We start from the raw sequence: 23,888 nt of genomic DNA on the forward strand, positions 1-23,888 counted from the left end.
TCCCCTTGGCACTGCGCCAACCTTCATGGCCCCTTAAGGTAGCCAGCACAGACTGCCCCCGCCGCCGGACGATGTGGCGCACAAGGGGAGAGTCATCATGCGCCTGGACCTGATCAGGACCCACCTGCTCGAATTCATCAACAAGGGCTTCCCGGCCCGTCAGCTGCGCCGTCTGGCCGCACGCGACCTGTTGCGCGGCGCTGCCGCCGGAAGGCTGGCGCCCAATGCGCTGACCGCGGCCTTGCTGGAGTGGTCCGCACTGGAGCCGGCCTCGGTGCTGGATCGCCTGGAAAGCCGGCGCGACGGGTTGAACGAGACAGAGGCAGGCGAGCGTCGGCAGCGCGATGGGCTCAACGAGGTCGACCAGGACCGCCCCATCGGCGCCTGGATGCACCTGTGGTACTGCTACTGCAATCCTTTCAACCTGCTGCTCACCGTACTGGCGACCATTTCCTGGTTCACCGAGGACGTCGAGGCCGCCGTGGTGATCGGCAGCATGGTGGGTATTTCCACGCTGCTGCGTTTCATCCAGGAGAAGCGCTCCAACCGCGCCGCCGAGAAGCTCAAGGCAATGGTCAGCAACACCGCCACGGTGTTCCGCAGCGCCGAGGGCGACGGCTCCGCGCAGCGGGTGGAGGTGCCGATCCGTGAGCTGGTGCCGGGCGATGTGTTGTGGCTGTCAGCCGGCGACATGGTGCCGGCGGATGTACGTCTGCTCAGCGCCAAGGACCTGTTCGTCGGCCAGGCCGCGCTTACCGGCGAGTCCCTGCCGGTGGAGAAATTCGCCCAACTGCGCGACGCCCGCCAGGGCAACCCGCTGGAGCGTGACAGCCTGTGCTTCATGGGCACCACGGTGGTCAGCGGCTCCGCCCTGGCGGTGGTCATCGGCACCGGTACGCGCACCTACTTCGGCTCCCTTGCCGAGCGGGTGATTGCCAGCGATCCCACGCCGACAGCCTTTCAGACCGGTGTCAATCGCGTCAGCTGGCTGCTGATCCGCTTCATGCTGGTGATGGCGCCGGTAGTCCTGCTGATCAACGGTTTCACCAAGGGCGACTGGCTGGAGGCCGCGCTGTTCGCGCTGTCCATCGCGGTTGGGCTGACCCCGGAAATGCTCCCGATGATCGTCACCTCGACCCTGGCCAAGGGCGCGGTGGTACTCAGCCGGCGCAAGGTGATCGTCAAGCGCCTGGACGCCATCCAGAACTTCGGCGCCATGGACATCCTCTGCACCGACAAGACCGGCACGCTGACCCAGGACCGCATCGTTCTCGAGCGCCACACCGACGCCTTCGGCCAGGTGCAGGACCGCGTGCTGCAACTGGCCTTCCTCAACAGCCATTACCAGACCGGGCTGAAGAACCTGCTGGACGTCGCCGTGCTCGAACACGTCGAGCTGCGCCATGCGCTGAAGGTGGACAGTCGCTTCCGCAAGCTCGACGAGATTCCCTTCGATTTCGCGCGCCGACGGATGTCGGTTGTGGTCAGCGAACGCGAGGACAATCACCTGCTGATCTGCAAGGGTGCGCTGGAGGAGGTGCTGTCGGTCTGCGTCACCGTGGAAACCGCCGATGGCGTCGAGCCGCTCACCGGGGCGCGCCTGGAAAACATCCGCGCGGTCGCCGATGGGCTCAACCAGGAAGGTCTGCGGGTGGTCGCCGTGGCCACCCGCGAGCTGCCGCCCACCCGTGATACCTATGGCGTGGCCGACGAGAGCGAGTTGTGCCTGGCTGGCTACATCGCCTTCCTCGATCCGCCCAAGGAAACCACCGCGCCCGCGCTGCGGGCATTGGCCGAGAACGGCGTGGCCGTGAAGGTGCTGACCGGCGACAACGACCGGGTGAGTCTGAAGGTCTGCCGTGATGTGGGGCTGGTGGTCGAGGGCGTCCTCCTCGGACCGCAGCTGGACGAACTGGATGATGCCGCGCTGGGCGAAGTGGCCGAATGCACCACGCTGTTCGCCAAGCTCACCCCCAGCCACAAGGAGCGCCTGGTGCGCGTGCTGCGTGAGCGCGGCCACGTGGTCGGTTTCCTCGGGGACGGCATCAACGACGCCCCGGCGCTGCGCACGGCGGACATCGGTATCTCGGTGGATTCGGCGGTGGACATCGCCAAGGAAGCTGCCGACCTGATCCTCCTGGAGAAGAGCCTGATGGTCCTGGAGGAGGGCGTGATCGAAGGGCGCCGCACCTTCGCCAACATGCTCAAGTACATCCGCATGACGGCCAGCTCCAACTTCGGCAACGTGTTCAGCGTGCTGGTGGCCAGCGCCTTCATTCCCTTCCTGCCGATGCTGCCGCTGCAACTGCTGGTGCAGAACCTGCTCTACGACCTGTCGCAGATCGCCATTCCCTTCGACCATGTCGACGACGAACTGCTGCGCAAGCCGCAGCAATGGAACCCGGACGGGCTGGGGCGCTTCATGGTGTTCTTCGGGCCGATCAGCTCGATCTTCGACATCGCTACCTTCCTCGTGCTCTGGCATGTGTTCGGCGCCAACGCGCCGGAACACCAGACGCTGTTCCAGTCCGGCTGGTTCGTCGAGGGGCTGATCTCGCAACTGCTGGTGGTGCATATGATCCGCACCCGGCGCATTCCCTTCCTGCAGAGCCGCGCCGCCTGGCCGTTGCTGGGCATGACCCTGGTGATCATCGCGGTTGCGATCTTCCTGCCCATGGGGCCGCTGGCGCACTCCTTCCGCCTGCAGGCGCTGCCGCTGGGCTACTGGCCATGGCTGGTGGCGATTCTCCTGGGCTACATGGCGCTGACCCAGACGGTGAAGGGCTGGTTCGCCCGGCGCTATGGCTGGCAGTAGGGAAAGCGGAACCAACGTGCGAACCCGATCACCACTGGTCACGCGGGCATCGGGTTCAATACACTGAGGTATCCGTCTTCTCCTGCTGTGAGTCGTGAACTTGCCGTTGCAAGCCCTTCGCCTGCCGTTGCTCCTGCGTGTGCGCCTCAAATGCCTGGTCCTTCTGGGCCTGGCGCTGGCCAGCGTGCCGCTGGCCGCCTGCGAGAAGACCTTGCGCTGGGACGACGATCCACCCTTCAGCATGCAACTGCCGGACGGCAGCGTCGGCGGCCTTTACGTCGAGCTGAACCGTGCCGTACTGGAGCGCCTGGGATGCCAGGTGCGGATGGTCAAGTTGCCCTGGGCACGGGCGCTCAAGGAGCTCGAGTTGGGCCGCCTCGACGTACTGCCCGGCGCCTTCCGCAAGCCGGAGCGCGAGGTCTATGCCTGGTTCTCCGGGGCCGTATTGCCGCCTTCGCGGAACATCCTCTTCGTCCGTCATGGGTTGCCCCAGCGTGACAGCCTGCAGCAACTCTCTGACCTGCCCGGCAGCGGCTTCCGCCTCGGCGCGCAGATCGACGTGTCCTACGGCGAACCCTACCGCCAACTGATGGCCGACCCGGACTTCGCCGCGCGGGTGTTCTTCAACCCCAGCCGCAGCAACCTCTGGCACATGGTCGATAGAGGTCGCATCGACGGCATCATCGCCGACGAACACAGTGGCCAGTACGAACTGCAGCAGCTGGGGCTGGCCAAGCGCATCGAGCCCACGGGCGTAGTGGTGTCAGCGGAGTCGGCGGAAGTCGCGTTCAGCAAACGCACCCAGGATGAGGAGTTCGTTCGCCGCTACGCGCAGGTACTCAGGCTGCTGATCGACGCGGGCGAAGACCGGCGCATCCTGCAGCACTACGTCAGTCACTGACGGCTCTTGAGCTCAGGGCTTGCGCCAGAGATTGGTGCGGCGTGCCTTGGCCTCGTGTTCCTCGAACTGGTATTGGCCAACTTCCTCGGGCGTCTGCGCGTCGCTTTGCCGCCAGCGCGCGAGGCCGATACTCAGCTGCGCGCGGCCAATGTCCAGGGTGTGACCGCAGTTCGGGCATTCCGCCGGGGTGACCCACACTGCAGCGCGCAGGCTGCCGTCGGGTAGCTGCTCGGCGTGCTTGAGGGTGGCGCTCTTGCCCAGCGCGAGTTGCACCAGGGCCGCACGGGAACGCTGGCCGAAGGGTTGTTCCAGTTCCGGGGCGGTGATGCCGCGCAGGTGAATAGTGGTGTCGCTGCCATTCGCGCGCTGGCAGGTCAGCTGGTCGCCGCTGAACACGGCCGTCACCTGGCATTCCTCATCCGCGTGGGCGGCGAGGGGAAGGAAGGAAAGTACGAACAGTGCGGCGGGAACGAATCGCATGGAGCCTCCGGTGGACCCCGTCAGCATAACCGCTGCGAGCATCCATCGGAGCCCCGTTGCAGAGCTTTTACTGGATCAGCGCCATCACCTGTTCGCTGTAGCGCCCGCCAGCGGCTGCCCCGGCCGGGAAGATCGCGTCCAGCTCCAGCAGTTCAGCCTGTGTCAGCGCCAGGTCCACGGCGGCGACATTTTCCTCCAGGTACTTGCGCTGCTTGGTGCCGGGGATCGGCACCAGGTGCTCGCCCTGGGCCAGCACCCAGGCCAGTGCCAGTTGCGAGGGCTTGACCCCGCGAGCAGCGGCCAGCTCGGCGACCTTGTCCACCAGTTGCAGGTTCTTTGAGAAGTTCTCGCCAGTGAAGCGCGGGCTGGAGCGGCGGTAGTCGTCCGGCGCGAAATCCTCGGGGCTCTTCAGCGCACCGGTGAGGAAGCCGCGACCGAGCGGGCTGTAGGGGACGAAACCAACACCCAGGCGTTGGCAGGCGGCCAGTACGCCACTTTCCTCTGGGTCGCGGGTCCACAGCGAGTACTCGCTCTGCAGCGCGGTGATCGGGTGGACCTTGTGCGCGCGCTCCAGTGTTTCTGCCGAGGCTTCGCTCAGGCCGAGGAAGCGTACCTTGCCGGCTTTCACCAGTTCGGCCATGGCGCCGACGGTTTCCTCGATCGGCACCTTGGGGTCGACGCGGTGCTGGTAGTAGAGGTCGATGTGGTCGGTGCCCAGGCGCTTCAGGCTGCCTTCCACGGCCTGGCGGATGTACGCCGGGCTGCCATTGGCGCCGCGTACCTGCGGTTGGTCCGGGGTGCGCACGATGCCGAACTTGGTGGCGAGGAAGACCTGCTCGCGCTTGCCTTTCAGGGCGCGGCCGAGCAGTTCCTCGTTAGTGTGTGGGCCATAGATGTCGGCGGTGTCGAGCAGAGTAATGCCCAGCTCCAGCGCGCGGTGCAGGGTGGCGATGGATTCGGCCTCATCGCTGCCGGTGGTGTAGAAGTCGGACATGCCCATGCAGCCGAGGCCGATGGCGGAGACGACGGGGCCTTGCGAGCCCAGGCGACGGGTCTTCATGCGGGATTCTCCGAGGTGAGGAAAGGGGCAGGGCCATTCTTGTTGTTTGTCAGTCATGGATAAACCGGCAGATTGCGGTTTAACTATTTGGCCTGGATGAATAATCGGAGTGCGCCATGGACCGCTTGCAGGCCATGCAGGTCTACACCCGCATCGTTGAACTCAAGGCCTTCGGCAAGGCGGCGGACAGCCTGCAGATGCCGCGCGCCAGCGTGACCCAGCTGATCCAGCAACTGGAGATGCACCTGGGCGTGCAACTGCTGCGCCGCACCACGCGGCAGGTCAGCGTCACCGCCGACGGCCAGGCCTACTACGAGCGCTGCGTGCGCCTGCTGGAGGACCTGGAGGAGGCGGAGAACTGCTTTTCCGACTCGCCCGACAACCCGCGCGGCAAGCTGCGTATCGATCTGCCCAGTTCGCTGGGGCGGCTGGTGGTGATCCCGGCGCTGCCGGAGTTCTGCCGGCGCTACCCGCAGATCGAGTTGGAACTGAGCCTGAATGACCGTCAGGTGGACCTGGTGCGCGAGGGCGTGGACTGCGTGCTGCGCGCAGGCGAATTGCCGGATTCCAGCCTGGTCGGTCGGCGCATCGCCGAGCTGGAGCAATTGACCTGCGTGAGCCGCGCCTACGTGCAGGAGTTTGGCTTGCCCGAGCATCCGGATCGGCTCGAAGGGCATCTCGCGGTCAATTACCAGTCGGCCTCCAGCGGACGCATCTTCGACCTGGAGTTCCGCTTCGACGGCCAACTGCGCACTCAGCGGCTGCCCAGCCGGATCTCGGTGAACAACGCCGACGCCTACATTGCCGCCTGCCGCGCCGGTTTCGGTGTGATCCAGGCACCGCGCTACCACCTGCGCGAAGGACTTGCCAGCGGTGAGCTGGTAGAAGTGCTGCGCGCCTGGCAGCCGCCACCGCTGCCGGTGAGCGTGCTGTACCCGGTACGCAGGCAGATGTCACGGCGCCTGCGGGTGTTCTCCGATTGGCTGGGCGGAGTGTTTGCGGCGGGCATCGGCTGAGCCGTCGCTCGTCGGAAAGCCGCCGGGAGCGGGTGCCGACGTCACCGTGCTGGCTATGCTAAAGGCCGCCGTAGAGCGGTCCGCAGTCGCTGAAGTTGCGGCGTTTCTTTTCAACCACTCCCTGAAGGAAACGACCTAAATGAGCTTCGTCAAAGCGAAAGATGGCACTGAGATCTTCTACAAGGATTGGGGCAGCGGGCAGCCGGTGGTGTTCTCCCACGGCTGGCCGCTCAACGCCGATGCCTGGGATGCGCAGATGCTGTTCCTGGTGCAGAAGGGCTACCGGGTCATCGCCCATGACCGGCGCGGCCACGGCCGCTCTGGCCAACCGGCCAAGGGCAATGACATGGACACCTATGCCGACGACCTGGCGGCGGTGATCGACGCGCTCGACCTCAAGGGCGCGACCCTGGTGGGGCACTCCACCGGAGGCGGCGAGGTGGCGCACTACATCGGCCGCCATGGCACCAAGCGCCTTTCCGGCGCGGTGCTGATCGGCGCGGTGCCGCCGCTGATGCTCAAGACTGCGGCCAACCCCGGTGGCTTGCCGATCGATGTGTTCGACGGCATTCGCAAGGGTGTGAAGGAAGACCGCTCACAGTTCTACAAGGACCTCGCGCTGCCGTTCTACGGGTACAACCGGCCGAATGCGAAGAAGTCCCAGGGCGTGATCGACAACTTCTGGCTGCAGGGCATGACCGGCGGGCACCTGGGGCACTACCTGTGCATCCATGAGTTCTCCGAGGTGGATTACACCGAAGACCTGAAGAAGATCGACGTACCGGCACTGATTCTCCACGGCGATGATGACCAGATCGTGCCCATCGGCGCCGCCGGCCAGCGCTCGGTGGAACTGGTGCAGAAGGGCGAGTTGAAGGTCTACAAGGGCGGCCCGCATGGCATGTGCACCACCCTGGCCGATCAGGTGAACGAGGATTTGCTGGCCTTCCTCAATCGCTGAAGCCATTCGCGATCAAACTCGCTCCTACAGGTGCCAGGGTGCTCTTCCTGTAGGAGCGAGCTTGCTCGCGAACCCTCTGCTCAATGAACGTGCTGCAACACGTTCACCAGCGTTCCCCGCGGATCGCGCACGAAGAAGCGCCGCACGCCCCAGGGTTCCAGGGTCAGCGTGTAGGCGATCTCATGGCCGCCGGCCTGGGCACGCTCATACACCTCGTCGAGATTGTCCACCTCGATGGAAAGGTCTGGCACCGGCGCGCCGGAGCCCCCTTCGCTGGCAAGGCTCATCTGTGCCAGGGCGCTGTCACCGCTGGCGAGAGTGATCAGCCAGCCGTGGTCCATCACGATTTCCAGGTCGAACAGTTCGCGATAGAAACGTGCGACTTCGGCAGGCTTGCCGGTGGCGAGGTTGGCGACGATGCGGCGGACAGTCATGGCGGCGCTCCAAATGGGGACGCCGCCAGCATAGACCGTCAGTGTGCCGGACGCGCCGGTGGCATGCGGCGGCGGTGGATGCGGTAGAACTGGTAGAGCACGCCGATGACAAAGAGCAGCAGCGCGATCATCACCGCCGTCTGTACCGGTGGCGAATCCGGACCGTGGCCGATGGGGTTGGACGGCGGCAGGCGCGACAGGGATTCGTTGAGCGTGGGGATCATCATCAGGAAGAAGCTGAAGCTCATCGCTGCCGTTTCCAGGTATTCGCCCAGACCGCCCAGCGCGCCGATCCGTTGCGCATAGCTGCCCACCGCAATGGCGATGAGGCAGAGGATGCCGATGGCATGTCCGGCATTGAAGCCGCCGGTACTGGATAGACCGAAGGCGGTGAGCACCCCGAGGATCATGCCGTACACATACCAGCGCCCGACCGGGCTGCGCGGATCGATGCGCCCCGCCTGGTAGAAGGCCCAGATGCCCGCAACCAGCGGCACCAGGCTGATGGCGGTATGCACGATACCCAGGGTGGAAAGGGGATTGGCCATGACGAACGCCTCCGCAGTGGGCACAGGGACGCCACGCATCCACGAGCTGTGCCTGGGCACGGAGGGGCGGGTGTGTTGTCAGGTTAGACGCAACCCGTGTGGGCGCGGGGCCTGGCCGGATTCAGCCGACGAACGTCACAGGCGCTTGTTGAGCCAGCGCGCCAGACGGTCGCCACCGAACTGGATCAGGGTCACCAGCGCTACCAGCAGGATGATCACGGTAAGCATTACCTGGGTGTCGAAGCGCTGGTAGCCGTAGCGGTAGGCCAGGTCGCCCAGGCCACCGGCACCGATGGCGCCAGCCATGGCCGAGGAGTTGATCATGGTCACCAGGGTGATGGTAAAGCCGGCGACGATGCCCGGCCGCGCCTCGGGCAGCAGCACGTTCCAGATGATGTGCCGGGGCTGGCAGCCCATCGCCTGCGCGGCCTCGATCAGGCCGTGGTCGACCTCGCGCAGGCTGACCTCGGCGATGCGTGCGAAGAACGGCTTGGCGGCGATGGTCAGCGGCACCACCGCCGCCCACACGCCATAGCTGGTGCCGACGATCAGGCGGGTGAAGGGAATCAGCGCGACCATCAGGATCAGGAACGGAATCGAGCGCAGCACATTGACCACGCTGCCCAGGCCCTGGTTGACCAGGCGCGCCTGGAAAATTCCGCCGGGGCCGGTGGTGACCAGTACCAGGGCCAGCGGAATGCCCACCAGCAGGACGATGGCCGAGGATGCGCCGATCATCAGCAGCGTATCGAGCAGACCTTGCAGCAGGCGATCAGGCATGGGTGAGCACCTCCAGGCGATCGGCAACGTCGCGGGCACGTTCGAGCAGTTGCGGGGCGCTGCTGGCTGGGGTGGCGACGCTCAGCAGCAGACGGCCGAGGGCGCGGCCCTGGATACGCTCGATGCCGCCATGCAGCAGGCTGATGCGGCCGCCCAGGGCTTGGGCGATGGCCAGCAGGTCGGGCTCCTGCTCGCGCACGCCGGTGTAGTGCAGGTCGAGGATGACTTCGTTGTCCGAAGGGTGTTCCAGCCGTGCCAGCAGGTCCGGCGGCAGGTGTTGCTGCAGCGAGCCGAGCAGGGTGCGGCTGACTTCATGCTGCGGGTTGCCGAAGACTTCCCAGACGTCGCCTTGCTCAACGATGCGCCCGCGTTCGAGTACCACCACGCGGTCGCAGATTTCGCGGATCACCGCCATCTCGTGGGTGATCAGCACGATGGTCAGGCCCAGACGGCGGTTGATGTCGCGCAGCAGTGCGAGGATGGCCTGGGTGCTCTCCGGGTCCAGCGCCGAGGTGGCCTCGTCGCAGAGCAGGATTTCCGGCTGGTGCACCAGCGCGCGGGCGATGCCGACACGCTGCTTCTGCCCGCCGGAGAGTTGCGCCGGGTAGGCGTGGCGCTTGTCTTCCAGCCCCACGAGCTGCAGCAGTTCGTCGACCCGCTCGGCGATGCGCGCCTTCGGCACGCCAGCCACGCGCAGGGGCAGGGCGATGTTCTGCGCCACCGTCTTGGCCGACATCAGGTTGAAGTGCTGGAAGATCATGCCGACGCGACGGCGCAGGCCGACCAGTTGCTGGGCGTCGAAGGTGCCGATGTCCTCGCCGTCGATCAGCACCTGGCCGACGCTGGGGTTTTCCAGGCGGTTGAGGGTGCGGATCAGCGAGCTCTTGCCGGCGCCGCTGCGGCCGATGATGCCGAACACTTCGCCACGGCGGACGGAGAGTTCGATGTCGCTCAGCGCCTCCACCGGGCCGTGGTGGCCGGCGTAGGTCTTGCCCAGCCCGCGCAGGGCAATGTGCTGGGTGGCGAGTTCGAGATTGCGGTTGAAGCTGACCATGGTGGGGGCCTATTGTTTGAGTCTGGAGCAGGGCTGTTTCCCTCTCCCTAGCCCTCTCCCTGAAGGGAGAGGGGACTGGTTCGGTGTGTTCGGGAATCTCAGCTTTTGCCCGATATGCCGGCCTGGCGCGGGAAGCTTTTTGTAGGAGCGAGCTTGCTCGCGAACAAACCTCGCTGTGAGGCCTGGTTCGCGAGCAAGCTCGCTCCTACAGGGTCAATTCCAGCCCGGCTGGTAGAGCGAGCCGTGGGCCTTGTCCAGCGCGGCGCGGACCTGCGGTGAATGCTGGTAGAGATCGACGAACTGCTTGAGCTTGCCGTCCGGGTCCTTGTAGTCATCGCGGGTGACGAACTGGATGACGTACTCCTTGTTCTCGATACCGTCGAACAGCAGCGCGCTGTTCGGGTCGATCGTCCCGGCCAGGCGGATGTAGTGCGGGTAGCCCTGGGCGAGGTCGACGTCATCCAGCGCGCGCACCAGCTGCACGGCTTCCAGTTCGATGATCTGGATGTGCTTCGGGTTGGCCACGATATCGTCCAGCGTTGCCTTGTAGCCCACGCCATCCTTGAGCTTGAGCAGCCCGGCCTTCTGCAGCAGTTGCAAGCCGCGGCCGCCATTGATCGGGTCGTTGGCGATGGCAACCTTGGCGCCATCGGGCAGGTCGGCGATGGCCTTGAACTTGGCCGAGTACAGGCCGACGTTGTTGATAATCCCCGGCGCGAACGCCTTCAGGTGCAGGCCGCCCTCGCGGTTGGCGTTCTCCAGGAAGGGCGTGTGCTGGAAGTAGTTGGCGTCGATATCGCCGTGGTCGAGGGTGATGTTCGGCGCGTTCCAGTCGGTGAACTCCACCAGTTCGACTTTCAGGCCCTGCTGGGCGGCTTCCTTCACTGCCACTTCCAGCGGCGGTGCGAAGGCCGCGGTGGTGCCCAGGCGCAGGGTGTCGGCGGCCTGTGCGAGGCCGGCGGCGAGGAGGCTCAGCGAAAGGCCGAGGGAAAGCTTGAAGCGTGCATGCATGGCAACGAATCCTTTTTGATCTGCTTATAGAGAGAGGGCCGGAGTCGCTCCAGTGGCGGATTGCGCGCGGTAGCTCGCGCCGACATGCCGCGCGGGCAGCCGGGCGCGGCCGGCGCCGAAGAGTTTTTCCCGCAGGGTGCCGTCTGCGTAGGCGGTCTTGTAGGCGCCGCGGTTCTGCAATTCGGGCACCACCAACTCGATGAAATCGGCGTAGCTTTCCGGCTCCACGGTGCGGGTCAGGTTGAAGCCGTCCAGGCCTGCGTCGTTGATCCAGCCCAGCAGCTCATCGGCGACCTGCTGCGGGTTGCCCACCAGCGTGGTGTAGCGGCCGCCGAGGGCCAGTTGCTCCAGCAACTGGCGCACCGTGGCGTCGGTGCGGGCGACGGTCAGCGCCTTGGTGGCGGACTCGATGGCGTTGGTCTTCTCGTAGCGGATAGGCTCGTCCAGCGCATAGCGTGAAAAGTCGATGCCGGTGGTGCTGGCGAAGTGCGCAAGCCCGGCCTCGGCGCTGGCGAAACGGCGGTACTCGGCGAGCTTGTCGCGGGCCTCGGCCTCGGTCGGTGCGACGATGACGTTGATACCCATGAATACCTTGATGTCGTCCGCCCGGCGTCCGGCATCGACCGCTGCCTGGCGGATGCGATCCACCAGCACGCGGGTGGCTTCGCGGGTCTGCGCCGAGACGAAGACGCACTCGGCGTGGCGCGCGGCGAAGGCCAGCCCGCGATTGGACGCGCCGGCCTGGAACAGCAGCGGCGTGCGCTGGGGCGAGGGTTGGCTGAGGTGGTAGCCCTCGACGTCGAAGAACTCGCCGTGATGGCGGACCTTGTGCACCTTGCCCGGCTGCGCATAGAGACGGCGCTGGCGGTCGGCGAGCACCGCGTCGTCTTCCCAGCTGCCTTCCCAGAGCTTGTAGAGCACTTCCAGGTATTCATCGGCGCGGTCGTAGCGGCGGTCGTGGTCGATCTGCCGCTCCTGGCCCATGGCGCGGGCGGTGCTTTCCAGGTAGCCGGTGACGATGTTCCAGCCGACGCGGCCGTCGCTCAGGTGATCCAGTGTCGAGAGCCTGCGGGCGAACGGGTAGGGCGCCTCGTAGGTGAGGTTGGCGGTGACGCCGAAGCCCAGGTGCCGGGTAGCGCCGGCCATGGCCGAGACCAGCATCAGCGGATCATTCACCGGCAGCTGGATGGCTTCTTTCGCAGTGAGGTCGATGCCGTTCTGGTAGACGTCGTAGACACCAAGGATGTCGGCGAGGAACAGGCCGTCGAACAGACCCTTTTCCAGCAGGCGGGCGAGGTCGGTCCAGTGGCTGAGCTTGTTGAAGTCGGTGGAGCGGTCGCGTGGGTGGGTCCACAGACCGTGGTTGATGTGGCCGACGCAATTCATGCTGAAGGCGTTGAGGAGAATCTGCTTCTGGCTCATGGGAAATCCCTGCTGACGGTGCCCTTGTAGGAGCGAGATTGCTCGCGAACCGATGGATGCTCGGGCTGTTCGCGAGCAAGCTCGCTCCTACAAAAAACAGCTGCCATGGCGGATAACGCCGTAGGCGTTATGTGCCCTACATCGCTGGCCGGGTGCCTGTAGGAGCGAGCTCGCTCGCGAACCGATGGATGCTCGGGCTGCTCGCGAGCAAGCTCGCTCCTACAAAAAACAGCTGCCATGGCGGATAACGCCGTAGGCGTTATGCGCCCTACATCGCTGGCCGGGTGCCTGTAGGAGCGAGCTCGCTCGCGAACCGATGGATGCTCGGGCTGTTCGCGAGCAAGCTCGCTCCTACAAAAAACAGCTGCCATGGCGCATAACGCCGTAGTCGTTATGCGCCCTACGTCGCTGGCCGGGTGCCTGTAGAAGCGAGCTCGCTCGCGAACCGATGGATGCTCGGGCTGTTCGCGAGCAAGCTCGCTCCTACAAAAAACAGCTGCCATGGCGGATAACGCCGTAGGCGTTATGCGCCCTACATCGCTGGCCGGGTGCCTGTAGAAGCGAGCTCGCTCGCGAACCGATGGATGCTCGGGCTGTTCGCGAGCAAGCTCGCTCCTACGAAGAGCCGGCACGGTGCGAGGCAGAGCACTCCTGTAGGAGCGGACTTCGTCCGCGATGGGGCGCAGTGCCGGGGCTGATCGCGGGTGGAGTCCGCTCCTGCGACAAGCGTGTTCGGCACGACGCATCAGATCGTCCCCCGGCGTGGCGGCAGCTTGCCGTTGAGGTAGTAGTTGCCCACCGCGAAGTACTTCCAGCGCGCCGGGTCGTGCAGGGTGTGCACGCGGGCATTGCGCCAGTGGCGGTCCAGGCCCAGTTCGGCGAGGCTGGCGCGGCTGCCGCCCAGTTCGATCAGCTTGCTGCCGGCCAGCAGCGAGACCTCGGTGGTGATCGCCCGCGCCTCCGCTACCGCGATGGAGGCGGCAGCGACGCTCTCGGCGGTCGGTTCAGCGGTGGCGACGTCGAGGACTCGGCCGGAGCGATCCAGCAGCGCTTCGGCGGCATGCAGGCGGATCGCCAGGCGGCCCACCTCGTTGATCGCCAGCGGATCGTCGCTGGCCTTGTCGACGCCGGAATCGATCCACGGCCGTGCCTTCTCGCGCAGGAAGGTCAGCGTGTCTTCATAGGCGCCGCGAGCGATGCCGACATCGATGGCCGCGTGCAGAATCTGCGCATACGGGCCAACGGTGGTCGGGCGCTCGAAGGCAGCCTGGAACGAGACGATGTCGTCCTCACTGACCTGCGCGCCATCGAACACCACGCTGCCGCTGCCGGTGGTGCGCTGGCCGAAGCCGGACCAGTCGTCGATGATCTCGACGCCTGGAGTGTCGCGCGGGATGAAAGCGAACTGCTGCAGGCCATCGTCATCGATCACCAGTGTGGGAATGCGTTGCGCGTAGAGCGCGCCGGTGCAGTAGAACTTGCGGCCGTGAATGCGCAGTCGGCCGTCCTCGCGCTTGAGGCGCGTGGTGCGGTCATGGGCGGTACGGGTGCCGATCTCTGCCAGCGCGTTGCCGAAGCGCACGCCGGCCAGCACCTCGGCAAACAGGCGGGCTTTCTGCTCGTCGTTACCATTCACCCGCAACAGTTCGACAGCGTAGAAATGATTCTGCGGAATCTGCCCCAGCGAGCCGTCGGCGGCGGAGATGATGGCGATCACCCGCGCCACGGTCACGCGGGAGACGCCCGCACCGCCATACTCGCGCGGCACGGTGATGCCCCACAGGCCGGAGAGGCTGAAACGCTCCAGTTCGTCGATGGGCAAGCGCCGCTCGCGGTCACGGACGATAGCGCCCTCGCGGAAGTCGGCAGCCAGGGCGCGGGCGACGTCCAGGGCTTCGTCGTCGCTGCGGATGATGTGGACGGGGTTTGCCAGTTCTGGTTTGGTCAATACGAGACTGTTCATCGGCGCTCCTCAGATCCAGGAATGACGCGCGGGGCGGGCGCCGTTGAGGTGGTAGGCACCGACTGCCTGGACCTTCCAGCGCACCGGGTCGTGCAGGGTGTGCACGCGGGCGTTGCGCCAATGGCGGTCGAGGTTGAATTCGGCGAGGGTGGCGCGGCTGCCGGCCAGCTCGAAGAGCTTTTCGCTGGCGGCCAGGCTGATCTCGGTGGTCAGCACCTTGGCCTCGGCCACGGCGATGGAGGCGCGGGCGGCGGAGTCGTCGTCGATGGGCCGCGCGCTGACTTCGTCGAGCACGTGGCCGGCACGCTCCAGCAGCGCTTCTGCGGCGTGCAGTTCGACTTGCAGGCGGCCGATCTCTAAGAGGGTGAAGGGCTCTTCGCTGGCGTGCTCGACGTTGGCATCGATGAACGGACGGGTGCGCGTGCGGATGAAGTCGATGGCATCTTCCAGGGCGTTCGCCGCGATGCCCGCATCGATGGCGGCCTGGATCAGTTGCGAAACGGCACCCTGAATGTTGGGCACGTCGGCCAGGCGACCGTTGTGGATCACCAAGGAGCCTGCGACGGGGACATTGTCCAGCAGCACGGTGCCGCTGGCGGTGGTGCGCTGACCGAAGCCGGACCAGTCGTCCACAATGCGCAGACCTTCCACGCCGCGCTCAACGAAGCCCATGACTGCGCGACCTTCCTCGTCGATAGCCTTCACCGCGACCCAGTGGGCGAACAGCGCGCCGGTGGAATAGAACTTCTCGCCGCTGACGCGGAAGTGTTCGCCGTTGCGAACCAGACGTGCCTTGAGTTCGAGGGTGTTTCTGGTATTACGCTCGGGCCCGGCATTGCCGATGCGCCGGCCGTTGAGCACGCCGCCGAATAGCACGCGCTTCTGCGCGTCGTTGGCGACGTTGTCGATCACGTTGAGCAGGCCGAACTGGTTCTGCGGAATCTGCCCCAGTGCCGGGTCGGCGGCGCAGATTACGCGAAAGACTTCGGCCACGGTGGCGTAGGAGACCTGCGCACCGCCGTACTCGCGGGGGATGCTGATGCCGCCCAGGCCCAGGGCGGTGAAATGTTCCAGCTCGCGCCAGGGCAGCGCGCGCTCGCGGTCGCGGGCGGCGGCGCCGGGTTTCGCCAGGCGGGCCACTTCGTGGGCGGCTTCGATGGCCTGGGCGTCGTTGTCGATGCGGCGCGCCGGGAGTTGCCGGGGCGCCTGGTCACGAAGGTCCTTGGGTGCGGATTCGTTGGTCATGCATTGCCTTCTTGTGGCTGAAGTTACGACGTGGGTGGTCCCTCACCGCACGGGCTTTTCGTAGGACCGAGGGGGGCGCCTCAGCCCTTGCTCGCGAACGAACCCCGCTGCGGGGCGAAAGGTTCGCGAGCAAGCTCGCTCCTACAGGGGGCGGCGCTTAGAACGCCGGCGCAATCTCGCCCTTGTAGCGGGTCAGGATGAACTGGCGGACTTCCGGCGAATTCAGCACCTTGGCCAGCTTCTGGATGCCCGGGTCCTGGATGTTGTCCGGGCGGGCGACGAGGAACTCGGCGTAGAGGTCCTTGCCCTTCTCCACGATCAGCGCGCTCTTGGTGTCGATGCCGGCTTCCAGCGCGTAGTTGGCGAAGATGAAGGCCAGGTCCACCTGCTTCACCGCGCGGGCCAGCAGGGCGCCTTCCAGCTCACGGATCTTCAGGTGCTTGGGGTTATCGGTGATGTCGTGCTGGGTGGACTGCGGATTGCTCGGGTCCTTGAGCTTGATCAGGCCGCTCTCGGCCAGCAGCACCAGGGCGCGGCCGGTGTTCACCGGGTCGTTGGGGATGGCCACGCTGGCGCCATCGGGCAGCTCGGCGAGGGACTTGTACTTGGTGGAGTAGGCACCGAACGGCTCGATGTGGATGCCCACCACCGGCACCAGGTCGGTGTGGCGGGTCTTGTTGAAGTCATCGAGGAACGGACGGTACTGGTAGTAGTTGGCGTCGAGGTTCTTCTGCGCGAGTTGCAGGTTGGGCTGGATGAAGTCGGTGAAGACCTTGATGTCCAGGTCGACGCCTTCCTTGGCCAGTTCCGGTTTGACGAATTCGAGGATCTCGGCGTGGGGCACCGGGGTGGCGCCGACAACGAGTTTCTCCCCCGCTTGAGCGGAGAAGGCGACGACGGCCGCCAGAATGGCGATGGCCTTTTTCATGGGTGTTGCTCCTGGGCAGTAGTGGGTGGGCCGTCGTGGTGTGGACGTGGGGCCTTGATGGCAGCGGGCCCGGCTGCCGGCGGGTGGATCGGGATGCCGCTCCCGGATGGGGAGTGGGCGGGGAATTCAGCGCCGGGTGTAGCGCACTACAAGCCGGTCGCCGCTCATCTGCAGGGCCTGCACCAGCAGGATCAGCAGGGCGACGGTGATGATCATCACGTCGGTCTGGAAGCGCTGGTAACCGAAGCGGATGGCCAGGTCGCCGAGGCCGCCGCCGCCGATCACGCCGGACATCGCGGTGTAGTCCACGAGCACGATGGCGGTGACGGTCACGGCGGCGATCAGCCCGGTGCGCGCTTCCGGCAGCAGGGTGTGCCAGATGATCTGCCAGGTGCTGGCGCCCATCGCCTGGGTGGCTTCGACCAGGCCGCGGTCGACTTCGCGCAGGGCGGTTTCCACCAGGCGGGCGAAGAACGGCGTGCAGCCCACCACCAGCGGCGGGATGGCGCCGGCGACGCCCAGCGAGGTGCCGGTGATCAGCGTGGTCACTGGTATCAGCACGATCAGCAGGATGATGAATGGCAGCGAGCGCAGCATGTTGACCACCACCGAGAGCGCGCGGTACAGGCCTGGCCTGGCATGCAGTTGGCGCTTGCCGGTGAGGTACAGCAGCACGCCCAGCGGCAGGCCCAGCAGCACGGTGAAGGCGAGCGCGCCGCCGAGCATGGCCAGGGTGTCCAGGCAGGCCTGGGCGAGGTCGTGCCAGTCGAGGTTGCGGAACCAGCCGTCCATCATTCGCGGCCCCTGCGTAGCTTGGCAGCGCGGTGCGAGGCGCCGAGGCGGTCGCCCTGGCCGAACAGCTTGTTGCGTAGCGTGCCCTGTTCGTACTCGCGCTTGAACAGGCCGCGTGCCTGCAGTTCCGGCACCAGCAGGTCGACGATGTCGACGAAGGTCTCCGGGGCCACCAGGCTGGAGAGGTTGAAGCCGTCCACGTCGGTTTCCTCGACCCAGGCCTGCAGCTGGTCTGCCACAGTCTGCGGCGAGCCCACCAGCAGCGGGCCGTCACCACCCAGGGCGCAGTAGTCGGCTATCTCGGCCGCAGTCCACTGGCGCTGTGGGTCGGCAGCGCTGAATGCGTCCACCGCGGACTGGATGGCGTCACTCTGTACGTGGCGCAACACCTGGTCCGGTGCGTACTCGCCGAAGTCGATGCCGGTCCAGCCGGAGACCAGTGCCAGCGCGCCTTCGCGGTCGCTGTACTGGCGGTAGTCTTCGAGCTTGGCCAGCGCTTGGGCGTCGGTCGGCGCGACGATCACCGTGAGTTGGTTCAGAACCAGCACGTCGCTGGCCTGGCGGCCGGCTTCCACGGCCAGGCGGCGAAGGTCGGCCACCTGGTCGCGGAGAATGTTCTTCGTCGGCGCAGCGACGAACACGCACTCGGCATTGCCGGCGGCGAAGGCCTTGCCGCGACTCGACGCACCAGCCTGGTACAGCACCGGGGTGCGCTGCGGCGACGGCTGGCTGAGGTGGAAGCCGGGTACCTCGAAATGCTCACCTTTGTGCTCGATGGGGTGCACCTTGCGCGGGTCGGCGTAGACGCCGCTGGCACGGTCGGCGACCACCGCGTCATCGTCCCAGCTGGCTTCCCAGAGCTTGTAGCAGACCTCCAGGTACTCCTCGGCCAGGGCGTAGCGCTGCTGGTGGTTGAGCTGCTGCTTCAGCCCCAGGTTGCGCGCGCCGCTATTGAGGTAGGAGGTGACGATGTTCCAGCCGGCGCGGCCACGGGTCAGGTGGTCCAGAGTGGAGATACGCCGGGCGAAGGGAAACGGGTGCTCGAAGGACACCGAGGCGGTGATGCCGAAACCCAGGTGCTCGGTGGCTGCGGCCATGGCCGGGACGATCTGCAGCGGGTCGTTGGCCGGCACCTGCGCGCCAGCGGACAGCGCGGCGTCGGCGTTGCCGTGGTAGACGTCGTAGACGCCCAGCACATCGGCGAGGAACAGGCCGTCGATCTTGCCGCGCTCGAGGGTTTTCGCCAGTTCGATCCAGTAGTGGATGTCGGTGTAGCGCGCCGCCTGCTGGTCGCGCGGGTGGCGCCAGAGGCCGGGCGAGAGGTGGCCGACACAGTTCATGGCGAAGGCGTTGAGACGGATCTGCTTGCTCATCGCGCGTCCTCAGTTCCAGTCGTGGCGCAGCGGGCGCTTGTCATTGAGCAGCCAGTTGCCGACCAGGTGGTACTTCCAGCGCACCGGGTCGTGCAGGGTGTGCACGCGGGCGTTGCGCCAGTGGCGGTCGAAGCCGTGGCGGGCGAGGGTGGAGCGGGTGCCGCCCAGTTCGAACAGCTTGTTGGTAGCGTCGATGGCGACTTCGGTGGTCAGCACCTTGGCCTTGGCCACGGCGACCGACGCGCGAGCGACATTGTCTTCGTCGGGCGCCGGGCGGGCGGCGTCCATCACCTTGCCGGCGCGCTCCAGCAGGGCGTCGGCGGCTTCGATGCGGATGCCTAACTCACCGACCTGGATGATGGTCAGCGGGTCTTCGCTGGCCTTCTCCACGCCGGCGTCGATCCACGGGCGCGCCTGCTCGCGGACGAAGGCGATGGTGTCGCGAAGCGCAGCGCGGGCGATGCCGGCGTCAATGGCGGCGGTGGTGATCTGGGCGAACGGGCCGGCCAGGGTCGGCACGTCGTAGGAGCGGTGCGTGGGGAATACGTTGAACGCCGGCACGCGCAGGCCTTCCACCAGCACGGTGCCGCTGGAGGTGGTGCGCTGGCCGATGCTGGCCCAGTCGTCGACGATCACCAGCCCCGGCGTACCGCGCGGGACGAAGGCCAGCTGGGCGTTGTTCTGCTCATCCAGGCCGAGTACGCCGATCCAGTGGGCGTAGAGCGAGCCGGTGCAGTAGCCCTTGCGGCCATCGATGACCACATTGTCGCCGTCGTGGCGCAAGCGGGTCTGGATATCCTGGACGTTCTTGCCGCCGGTTTCCGAGAGGGCGTTGGCGAAGCGGTTGCCCTTGAGTGCGAGGTTGAAGAAGAAGCGCTTCTGCTCGTCGCTGCCCTGCAGGCGGATGTCTTCCAGCAGGCAGTAGTGGTTCTGCGGAATCTGCCCCAGCGATGGGTCGGCGGCGGAGACAATGGCGATCACTTCGGCGAGGGTGGCGTAGGACACCTCGGCGCCGCCGAACTCGCGCGGCACGGTGATGCCCCACAGGCCGCTGTTGGAGTAGACCTCGACGACCTCGGGCGGGACTTCGCGATTGCGGTCGCGCTCCGCGGCGCCTTCGAGCAGGAAGGCGGCGACCTTGTGGGCGACTTCGATGGCCTCGGCGTCGGAGGCGATTACCTGGGCGTTCGGCTCACGGACGTCGTAGTGGGCGGATTCGGGGAGTTGGGACATGGCAGTACAGCGACCTCGGGGCAGATGAATCGGCCCGGTGTTCGGGCCTGTCTGTTCAGGTCATTGCACAAGCTGTGCCGGAAATTTAAATCCTTTTAAATCAATGGCTTGATAGTTTTGCCCAACAGTTGCGGCGCTGGGCAAACAGCAAAGTGTTGGCTGGGTGTTGCTGTAGCAACAGTGTTGGAGCAGGGCCGTAATCGACAGGTCATGGATGGTCCGGCGGGTTCGCGAGCAAGCGCGCTCCTACGAAGAGCGCGCCATGGCTGACTTGTTGGAGCAAGCTTGCTCGCGAACCACACGGTTCGGCGGTTTTTGCAGACAGACTTTGTTCCCGCAGGTGACCCGGCGATCTCAGGCCTGCTCCTGACAAACATCGATCCAGTCCGCCGCCACCAGCTCCGCCATGCGCTGCGGCCCGATCCTCACTGCACTGTGCACCGCGCCGGCCGCTGGCAGCACTTCGTCGAAAGCCTGCAGCGACACATCGCAATACACCGGCAGCGGTGTCGCCAGGCCGAACGGACAGACGCCGCCCACCGGATGACCGGTCAGCGCCACCACGTCCTCGGCGCCGAGCATCTTGGCCTTGCCGCCGAAGGCTTCCTTGAGCTTGCGGTTGTCCAGTCGCGCGTCGCCACGCGCCACCACCAGTACGGTGCGCTCGCCGACGCGCAGGGACAGCGTCTTGGCGATGCGGCCCGGCTCGACGCCGTGGGCCTCGGCGGCCAGGGCGACAGTGGCGGTGCTGGTTTCCAGCTCGATGATGGCGATGTCGGGGGCCTTTTCGGCGAAGAAGGCGCGAACTGATTCCAGGCTCATGGGGGAATGCTCCGTATCGTGCGAAAAGGCCTGAATCTAGGGAGCCCGGCCTCGTCTGTCCAGACCGGAAGGGCTAGCGGCCGTGGATGAGCAGGGTCTCGATGTCGGGCACGTGCAGCGCCTGTTCCGCGTTGACCAGCGCCAGTCGCGCGGCAAACACGCGCAATTCCCGATCGGCGGCATGCACGGCGCGAGTCAGCTCGCTCAGTGGCACTGTGACCGAATGCAGCGGTGGTGGCGGGGCGAAGACTTCGCCTGGCCCGTTGAAGTCGAAACTGGCGGACTGGTTCTGCTGGCTGATATCCGGCGAAGGGTGGCCGCTGTACAGGTAGGCGCCTTTGCCGCCGGCGATGCGCTTCCAGCTTTGCAGATCGCCCAGGTCGCTGCAGCACTGCGGGAACAGAACGTCGAGGTTGCCCACCCGCAGCACATAGCCGCCGGGTAGGGGGGGAACCTGTTGCCAGTCCGCCGAGCCCGTCAGCCCTTCGTCGCAGTGCAGCCGGATCAGCCGGGCGATGTCCGCATCACTCAGGTCGGCAATGCGATGGAACGCACTGCCCGGCAGGTAGGGCCTGAGGCGCGGGCTGAAGCCGTTGGCCCGCAGGTTGCGCTCATGGTATGCCCGCCAGCTTGCCACGTGCTCCCAGTACGGCCCCCCGGATGGCAGCGGAACGGAGTCGACCAGGTAGAACAGTTCGATGACGGGAATGAGCTGGACCTGCATGGGGGCGCCCGGAGATTGCTGAGCGGCACGTTCTAAAGATGCTGGCCTCGTCCGTCCATAGCGAAATTTCCGATATCGCCGGCCCTCCGTGTCCCGACCACCTATGCTCAAAGCCCCCGTAACCCCGCTCGGAATTTTTTTTCGTGGCCTGTCGATCTGCGGTCACGCCCATCGACTACTAGTCAGGAACCGGTAGCCACCGGCCGCCACGCTGGCAATTACAAGAGAATGACAAGAGGAGAAAGACCATGCGTTTCATGGTGATCGTCAAAGCCACCGCCGACTCCGAAGCCGGTGTGATGCCCAAGCAAGAGCTGCTCGCCGCCATGGGGGCCTACAACGAGGAGTTGGTGAAGGCCGGTGTGATGCTGGCCGGCGAGGGGCTGCATCCCAGCGTGAGGGGCGCGCGGGTGCGCTTCGATGGCGCGTCGCGGCAGGTGATCGACGGCCCGTTCGCCGAGACCAAGGAGCTGATCGCCGGCTTCTGGATTATGCAGACCGCGTCGCTGCAGGAGTGCATTGACTGGGTCAAGCGCTCCCCCAACCCGTTCGACGGCGAGTCCGAGATCGAGATCCGGCAGATTTTCGAGGCCGAGGACTTTGGCGCCGAATTCACCCCTGAACTGCGCGAACAGGAAGACCGCCTGCGCGCCGAAATCGCCAGCAAATCCTGAGCCTGGAGGATACCGCCATGTTGATGAATGCCTACCTGGTCTTCGACGGCAACTGCGAAGAAGCCTTCCGTTACTACGCCGAGGTGCTGCGTGCCGAGCTGCCGGCGCTGATGCGCTTCTCCGACGCACCGGGCTGCGAGGACATGCCCGAGGCGCTGAAGAACCGCGTCATCCATGTCCGCCTGGAAGTGGACGGTCACGTGCTGATGGGCTCGGACGCCTCTCCGCAATGCGGCCAGTACGAAGGGGTGAAGGGCGTGTCGATCACCCTTAATGTCGACAGCAAGGCCGAGGCCCGGCGCCTGTTCGATGCGCTGGGCAAGGGCGGCAAGATCACCATGCCGCTGGAGCAGACCTTCTGGGCCGAATTGTTCGGCGCCGTGGAAGATCGCTTCGGGGTGCCGTGGATGATCAATTGCGAGAAGGAAGCCTGATCGCCGCACCGATCCTGCACGATCAAAATGCCCCTCTCCCTAACCCTCTCCCTGAAGGGAGAGGGGACCGATCGGCACAGGTTGAAACATCACTGTCAGCCGGTGCGGACGGCTCCCTCTCCCTTCAGGGAGAGGGTGGGGGGAGAGGGCGTTCATTCGAGCTTCCACGACTGGCACGAAACCGCTCCGGCGTCGTCCCGGTGAAGCGCTGGAAAGCCCGGTGAAAGCTGGTGACATGCTCATAACCGAGCAGGAAGGCTATCTCCTGCAAGGCCATCCGGCTGGCCAGCAGATAGCGCTGGGCCAGCGCCATCCGAACTTCCAGCACGATTCCCTTGAAGGTCAGCCCGTGGTCGCGCAGCCGGCGTTGCAGTGTATGCGGCGGCAGGCGCAGCCAGGCGGCGGTCTGCTCCAGGTCCGGCAGTGGGATGCGCGCATTCTGCAGCAGGTAGTAGCGCACATCGTCCGGCAGCGCCTGGCCGCGTTCGAAGCTGGCCAGGGTCGCCGCGCCCTGCGCCTGGCACAGCCGGCTTACCGATGGGTTGGCGGTGGAGAAGGGCTGGTCATGGAATGCCTTCGGCATCCACAGCTCAGCCTGCCCGGCATTGAAGTGGCAGGGGCCGGGGAAGAGTTCGCCATACAAGGCCGCATGAGTGGGGGGCGGGTAGGGCAGGCGCAACTGCATGCCGGTGCAGTGCTCAAGGTCCGGCAGGCGCTGACACAGCCAGCGCCAGGTGCTGCTCAGCCATTCCTCGCAGAGGGCGATGCGTTCCACCTCGCCGAAGGGCGGCAACTGCAGCGTCAGGCGGATGTGCTCGCCGACTTCCTCGCGGTGGGTGTGGATCGGATGCGGCATCAGGCTCGACGGCTGGCCGAGGGAGATGTCCCAGGAGCGCCGCAGGTTGGCCGCGCTGATCAGCGCGTAGCCGATCACCCCCAGGTCATAGAGGTTGTAGCGCTGGCCCAGGCGCAGGAAGAAGTCACTCGGGCCGAGCAGCCCGGCGGCCTGCTGCAGCAGGCGGTAGTAACGCGCGAAGTTCATCTCGGCGGCCGCCGCTTCACCGCTCACTGGCAGGCCGAGCCCTCCTAGCAGGGGCGCCAGAGCCGGCAATGCGGTGCGGGCACGCCACTCGTCGAGGAAGTGGCGGAACAGCTGTCGAGCGGCGTAATCGATGTCGAAGGAAGCGGTGGGCATTCGCGCTTTCAACCTGTCGTCTA

General features: G+C 66.0%; 23 protein-coding genes. 6 read left to right on the forward strand and 17 right to left on the reverse strand.

Annotation, left to right across the window (positions count from 1 at the left end; translation table 11 throughout):
• Positions 1–97: 97 nt before the first annotated feature.
• Positions 98–2,815, forward strand: coding sequence for a magnesium-translocating P-type ATPase (mgtA, locus tag ACNFH5_RS14480; RefSeq protein WP_416746965.1), 2,718 nt, complete (start codon positions 98–100; stop codon positions 2,813–2,815).
• A gap of 100 nt (positions 2,816–2,915) precedes the next feature.
• On the forward strand, positions 2,916–3,716 hold the full coding sequence (locus ACNFH5_RS14485; RefSeq protein WP_416746967.1) for a substrate-binding periplasmic protein: 801 nt from the start codon (positions 2,916–2,918) through the stop codon (positions 3,714–3,716).
• A gap of 12 nt (positions 3,717–3,728) precedes the next feature.
• On the opposite strand, the gene ACNFH5_RS14490 is transcribed toward ACNFH5_RS14485, so the two are convergent.
• Positions 3,729–4,196, reverse strand: coding sequence for a thermonuclease family protein (locus ACNFH5_RS14490; RefSeq protein ID WP_416746969.1), 468 nt, complete (start codon positions 4,194–4,196; stop codon positions 3,729–3,731).
• Positions 4,197–4,263: 67 nt separating this feature from the next.
• On the reverse strand, positions 4,264–5,256 hold the full coding sequence (locus ACNFH5_RS14495) for an aldo/keto reductase (RefSeq protein WP_416746971.1): 993 nt from the start codon (positions 5,254–5,256) through the stop codon (positions 4,264–4,266).
• A gap of 116 nt (positions 5,257–5,372) precedes the next feature.
• Between ACNFH5_RS14495 and ACNFH5_RS14500 the strand changes: the two genes are divergently transcribed.
• Positions 5,373–6,272, forward strand: a complete 900-nt coding sequence (locus tag ACNFH5_RS14500) for a LysR substrate-binding domain-containing protein (protein ID WP_416746973.1) — start codon at positions 5,373–5,375, stop codon at positions 6,270–6,272.
• Between the two features lie 139 nt (positions 6,273–6,411).
• On the forward strand, positions 6,412–7,233 hold the full coding sequence (locus tag ACNFH5_RS14505) for an alpha/beta fold hydrolase (RefSeq protein ID WP_416746975.1): 822 nt from the start codon (positions 6,412–6,414) through the stop codon (positions 7,231–7,233).
• Positions 7,234–7,313: 80 nt separating this feature from the next.
• Here ACNFH5_RS14505 and ACNFH5_RS14510 read toward each other — a convergent pair whose 3' ends face one another.
• The 14 genes from ACNFH5_RS14510 to ACNFH5_RS14575 form a co-directional block, all read right to left on the reverse strand.
• Positions 7,314–7,667 carry a VOC family protein gene (locus ACNFH5_RS14510; RefSeq protein WP_416746977.1) on the reverse strand — a complete coding sequence of 118 codons (354 nt, stop codon included), beginning with the start codon at positions 7,665–7,667 and terminating at the stop codon, positions 7,314–7,316.
• Between the two features lie 38 nt (positions 7,668–7,705).
• The gene (locus tag ACNFH5_RS14515) at positions 7,706–8,215 is read right to left on the reverse strand and encodes a hypothetical protein (RefSeq protein WP_416746979.1); all 510 of its coding nucleotides are present in this window, start codon (positions 8,213–8,215) and stop codon (positions 7,706–7,708) included.
• A gap of 135 nt (positions 8,216–8,350) precedes the next feature.
• Positions 8,351–8,995, reverse strand: a complete 645-nt coding sequence (locus ACNFH5_RS14520; RefSeq protein WP_416746981.1) for a methionine ABC transporter permease — start codon at positions 8,993–8,995, stop codon at positions 8,351–8,353.
• Positions 8,988–10,049: a methionine ABC transporter ATP-binding protein gene (locus tag ACNFH5_RS14525; protein WP_416746983.1), complete on the reverse strand. Its 1,062-nt coding sequence runs from the start codon at positions 10,047–10,049 to the stop codon at positions 8,988–8,990. Before ACNFH5_RS14525 ends, ACNFH5_RS14520 begins: the two co-directional genes overlap by 8 nt.
• A 213-nt stretch (positions 10,050–10,262) precedes the next feature.
• On the reverse strand, positions 10,263–11,060 hold the full coding sequence (locus ACNFH5_RS14530; protein WP_416746985.1) for a MetQ/NlpA family ABC transporter substrate-binding protein: 798 nt from the start codon (positions 11,058–11,060) through the stop codon (positions 10,263–10,265).
• A 24-nt stretch (positions 11,061–11,084) separates the two neighbouring features.
• Complete coding sequence (locus ACNFH5_RS14535; protein ID WP_416746987.1) at positions 11,085–12,482, reverse strand: LLM class flavin-dependent oxidoreductase; 1,398 nt, start codon at positions 12,480–12,482, stop codon at positions 11,085–11,087.
• Positions 12,483–13,227: 745 nt separating this feature from the next.
• Positions 13,228–14,445, reverse strand: coding sequence for an SfnB family sulfur acquisition oxidoreductase (locus tag ACNFH5_RS14540; RefSeq protein WP_416746989.1), 1,218 nt, complete (start codon positions 14,443–14,445; stop codon positions 13,228–13,230).
• 9 nt (positions 14,446–14,454) lie between these two features.
• Positions 14,455–15,690, reverse strand: a complete 1,236-nt coding sequence (locus ACNFH5_RS14545; RefSeq protein ID WP_416746991.1) for an SfnB family sulfur acquisition oxidoreductase — start codon at positions 15,688–15,690, stop codon at positions 14,455–14,457.
• 157 nt (positions 15,691–15,847) lie between these two features.
• Positions 15,848–16,618 (reverse strand): MetQ/NlpA family ABC transporter substrate-binding protein, encoded by a 771-nt coding sequence (locus tag ACNFH5_RS14550; RefSeq protein ID WP_416746993.1) that lies wholly within the window; start codon positions 16,616–16,618, stop codon positions 15,848–15,850.
• A 126-nt stretch (positions 16,619–16,744) separates the two neighbouring features.
• A complete protein-coding gene (locus ACNFH5_RS14555; protein WP_081516688.1) occupies positions 16,745–17,410 on the reverse strand; it encodes a methionine ABC transporter permease in 666 nt (221 codons plus the stop codon).
• Positions 17,410–18,783, reverse strand: a complete 1,374-nt coding sequence (locus ACNFH5_RS14560) for an LLM class flavin-dependent oxidoreductase (RefSeq protein WP_416746995.1) — start codon at positions 18,781–18,783, stop codon at positions 17,410–17,412. The genes ACNFH5_RS14555 and ACNFH5_RS14560 overlap by 1 nt, the downstream gene beginning before the upstream one ends.
• A 9-nt stretch (positions 18,784–18,792) precedes the next feature.
• A complete protein-coding gene (locus tag ACNFH5_RS14565) occupies positions 18,793–20,016 on the reverse strand; it encodes an SfnB family sulfur acquisition oxidoreductase (RefSeq protein WP_416746997.1) in 1,224 nt (407 codons plus the stop codon).
• A 354-nt stretch (positions 20,017–20,370) separates the two neighbouring features.
• Complete coding sequence (locus ACNFH5_RS14570; RefSeq protein ID WP_416746999.1) at positions 20,371–20,838, reverse strand: YbaK/EbsC family protein; 468 nt, start codon at positions 20,836–20,838, stop codon at positions 20,371–20,373.
• Positions 20,839–20,911: 73 nt separating this feature from the next.
• Positions 20,912–21,562 carry a hypothetical protein gene (locus tag ACNFH5_RS14575; protein WP_416747001.1) on the reverse strand — a complete coding sequence of 217 codons (651 nt, stop codon included), beginning with the start codon at positions 21,560–21,562 and terminating at the stop codon, positions 20,912–20,914.
• A 248-nt stretch (positions 21,563–21,810) separates the two neighbouring features.
• Between ACNFH5_RS14575 and ACNFH5_RS14580 the strand changes: the two genes are divergently transcribed.
• Positions 21,811–22,236, forward strand: coding sequence for a YciI family protein (locus ACNFH5_RS14580; RefSeq protein WP_416747003.1), 426 nt, complete (start codon positions 21,811–21,813; stop codon positions 22,234–22,236).
• Positions 22,237–22,253: 17 nt separating this feature from the next.
• Complete coding sequence (locus ACNFH5_RS14585; protein WP_416747005.1) at positions 22,254–22,670, forward strand: VOC family protein; 417 nt, start codon at positions 22,254–22,256, stop codon at positions 22,668–22,670.
• A 124-nt stretch (positions 22,671–22,794) separates the two neighbouring features.
• On the opposite strand, the gene ACNFH5_RS14590 is transcribed toward ACNFH5_RS14585, so the two are convergent.
• Entirely contained in the window at positions 22,795–23,865 is a 1,071-nt protein-coding gene (locus tag ACNFH5_RS14590; protein ID WP_416747007.1) for an AraC family transcriptional regulator ligand-binding domain-containing protein, read from the reverse strand.
• Positions 23,866–23,888: the final 23 nt, after the last annotated feature.

This window comes from Pseudomonas sp. NY15435 (assembly GCF_048068295.1).
Classification (GTDB): Bacteria; Pseudomonadota; Gammaproteobacteria; order Pseudomonadales; family Pseudomonadaceae; genus Pseudomonas.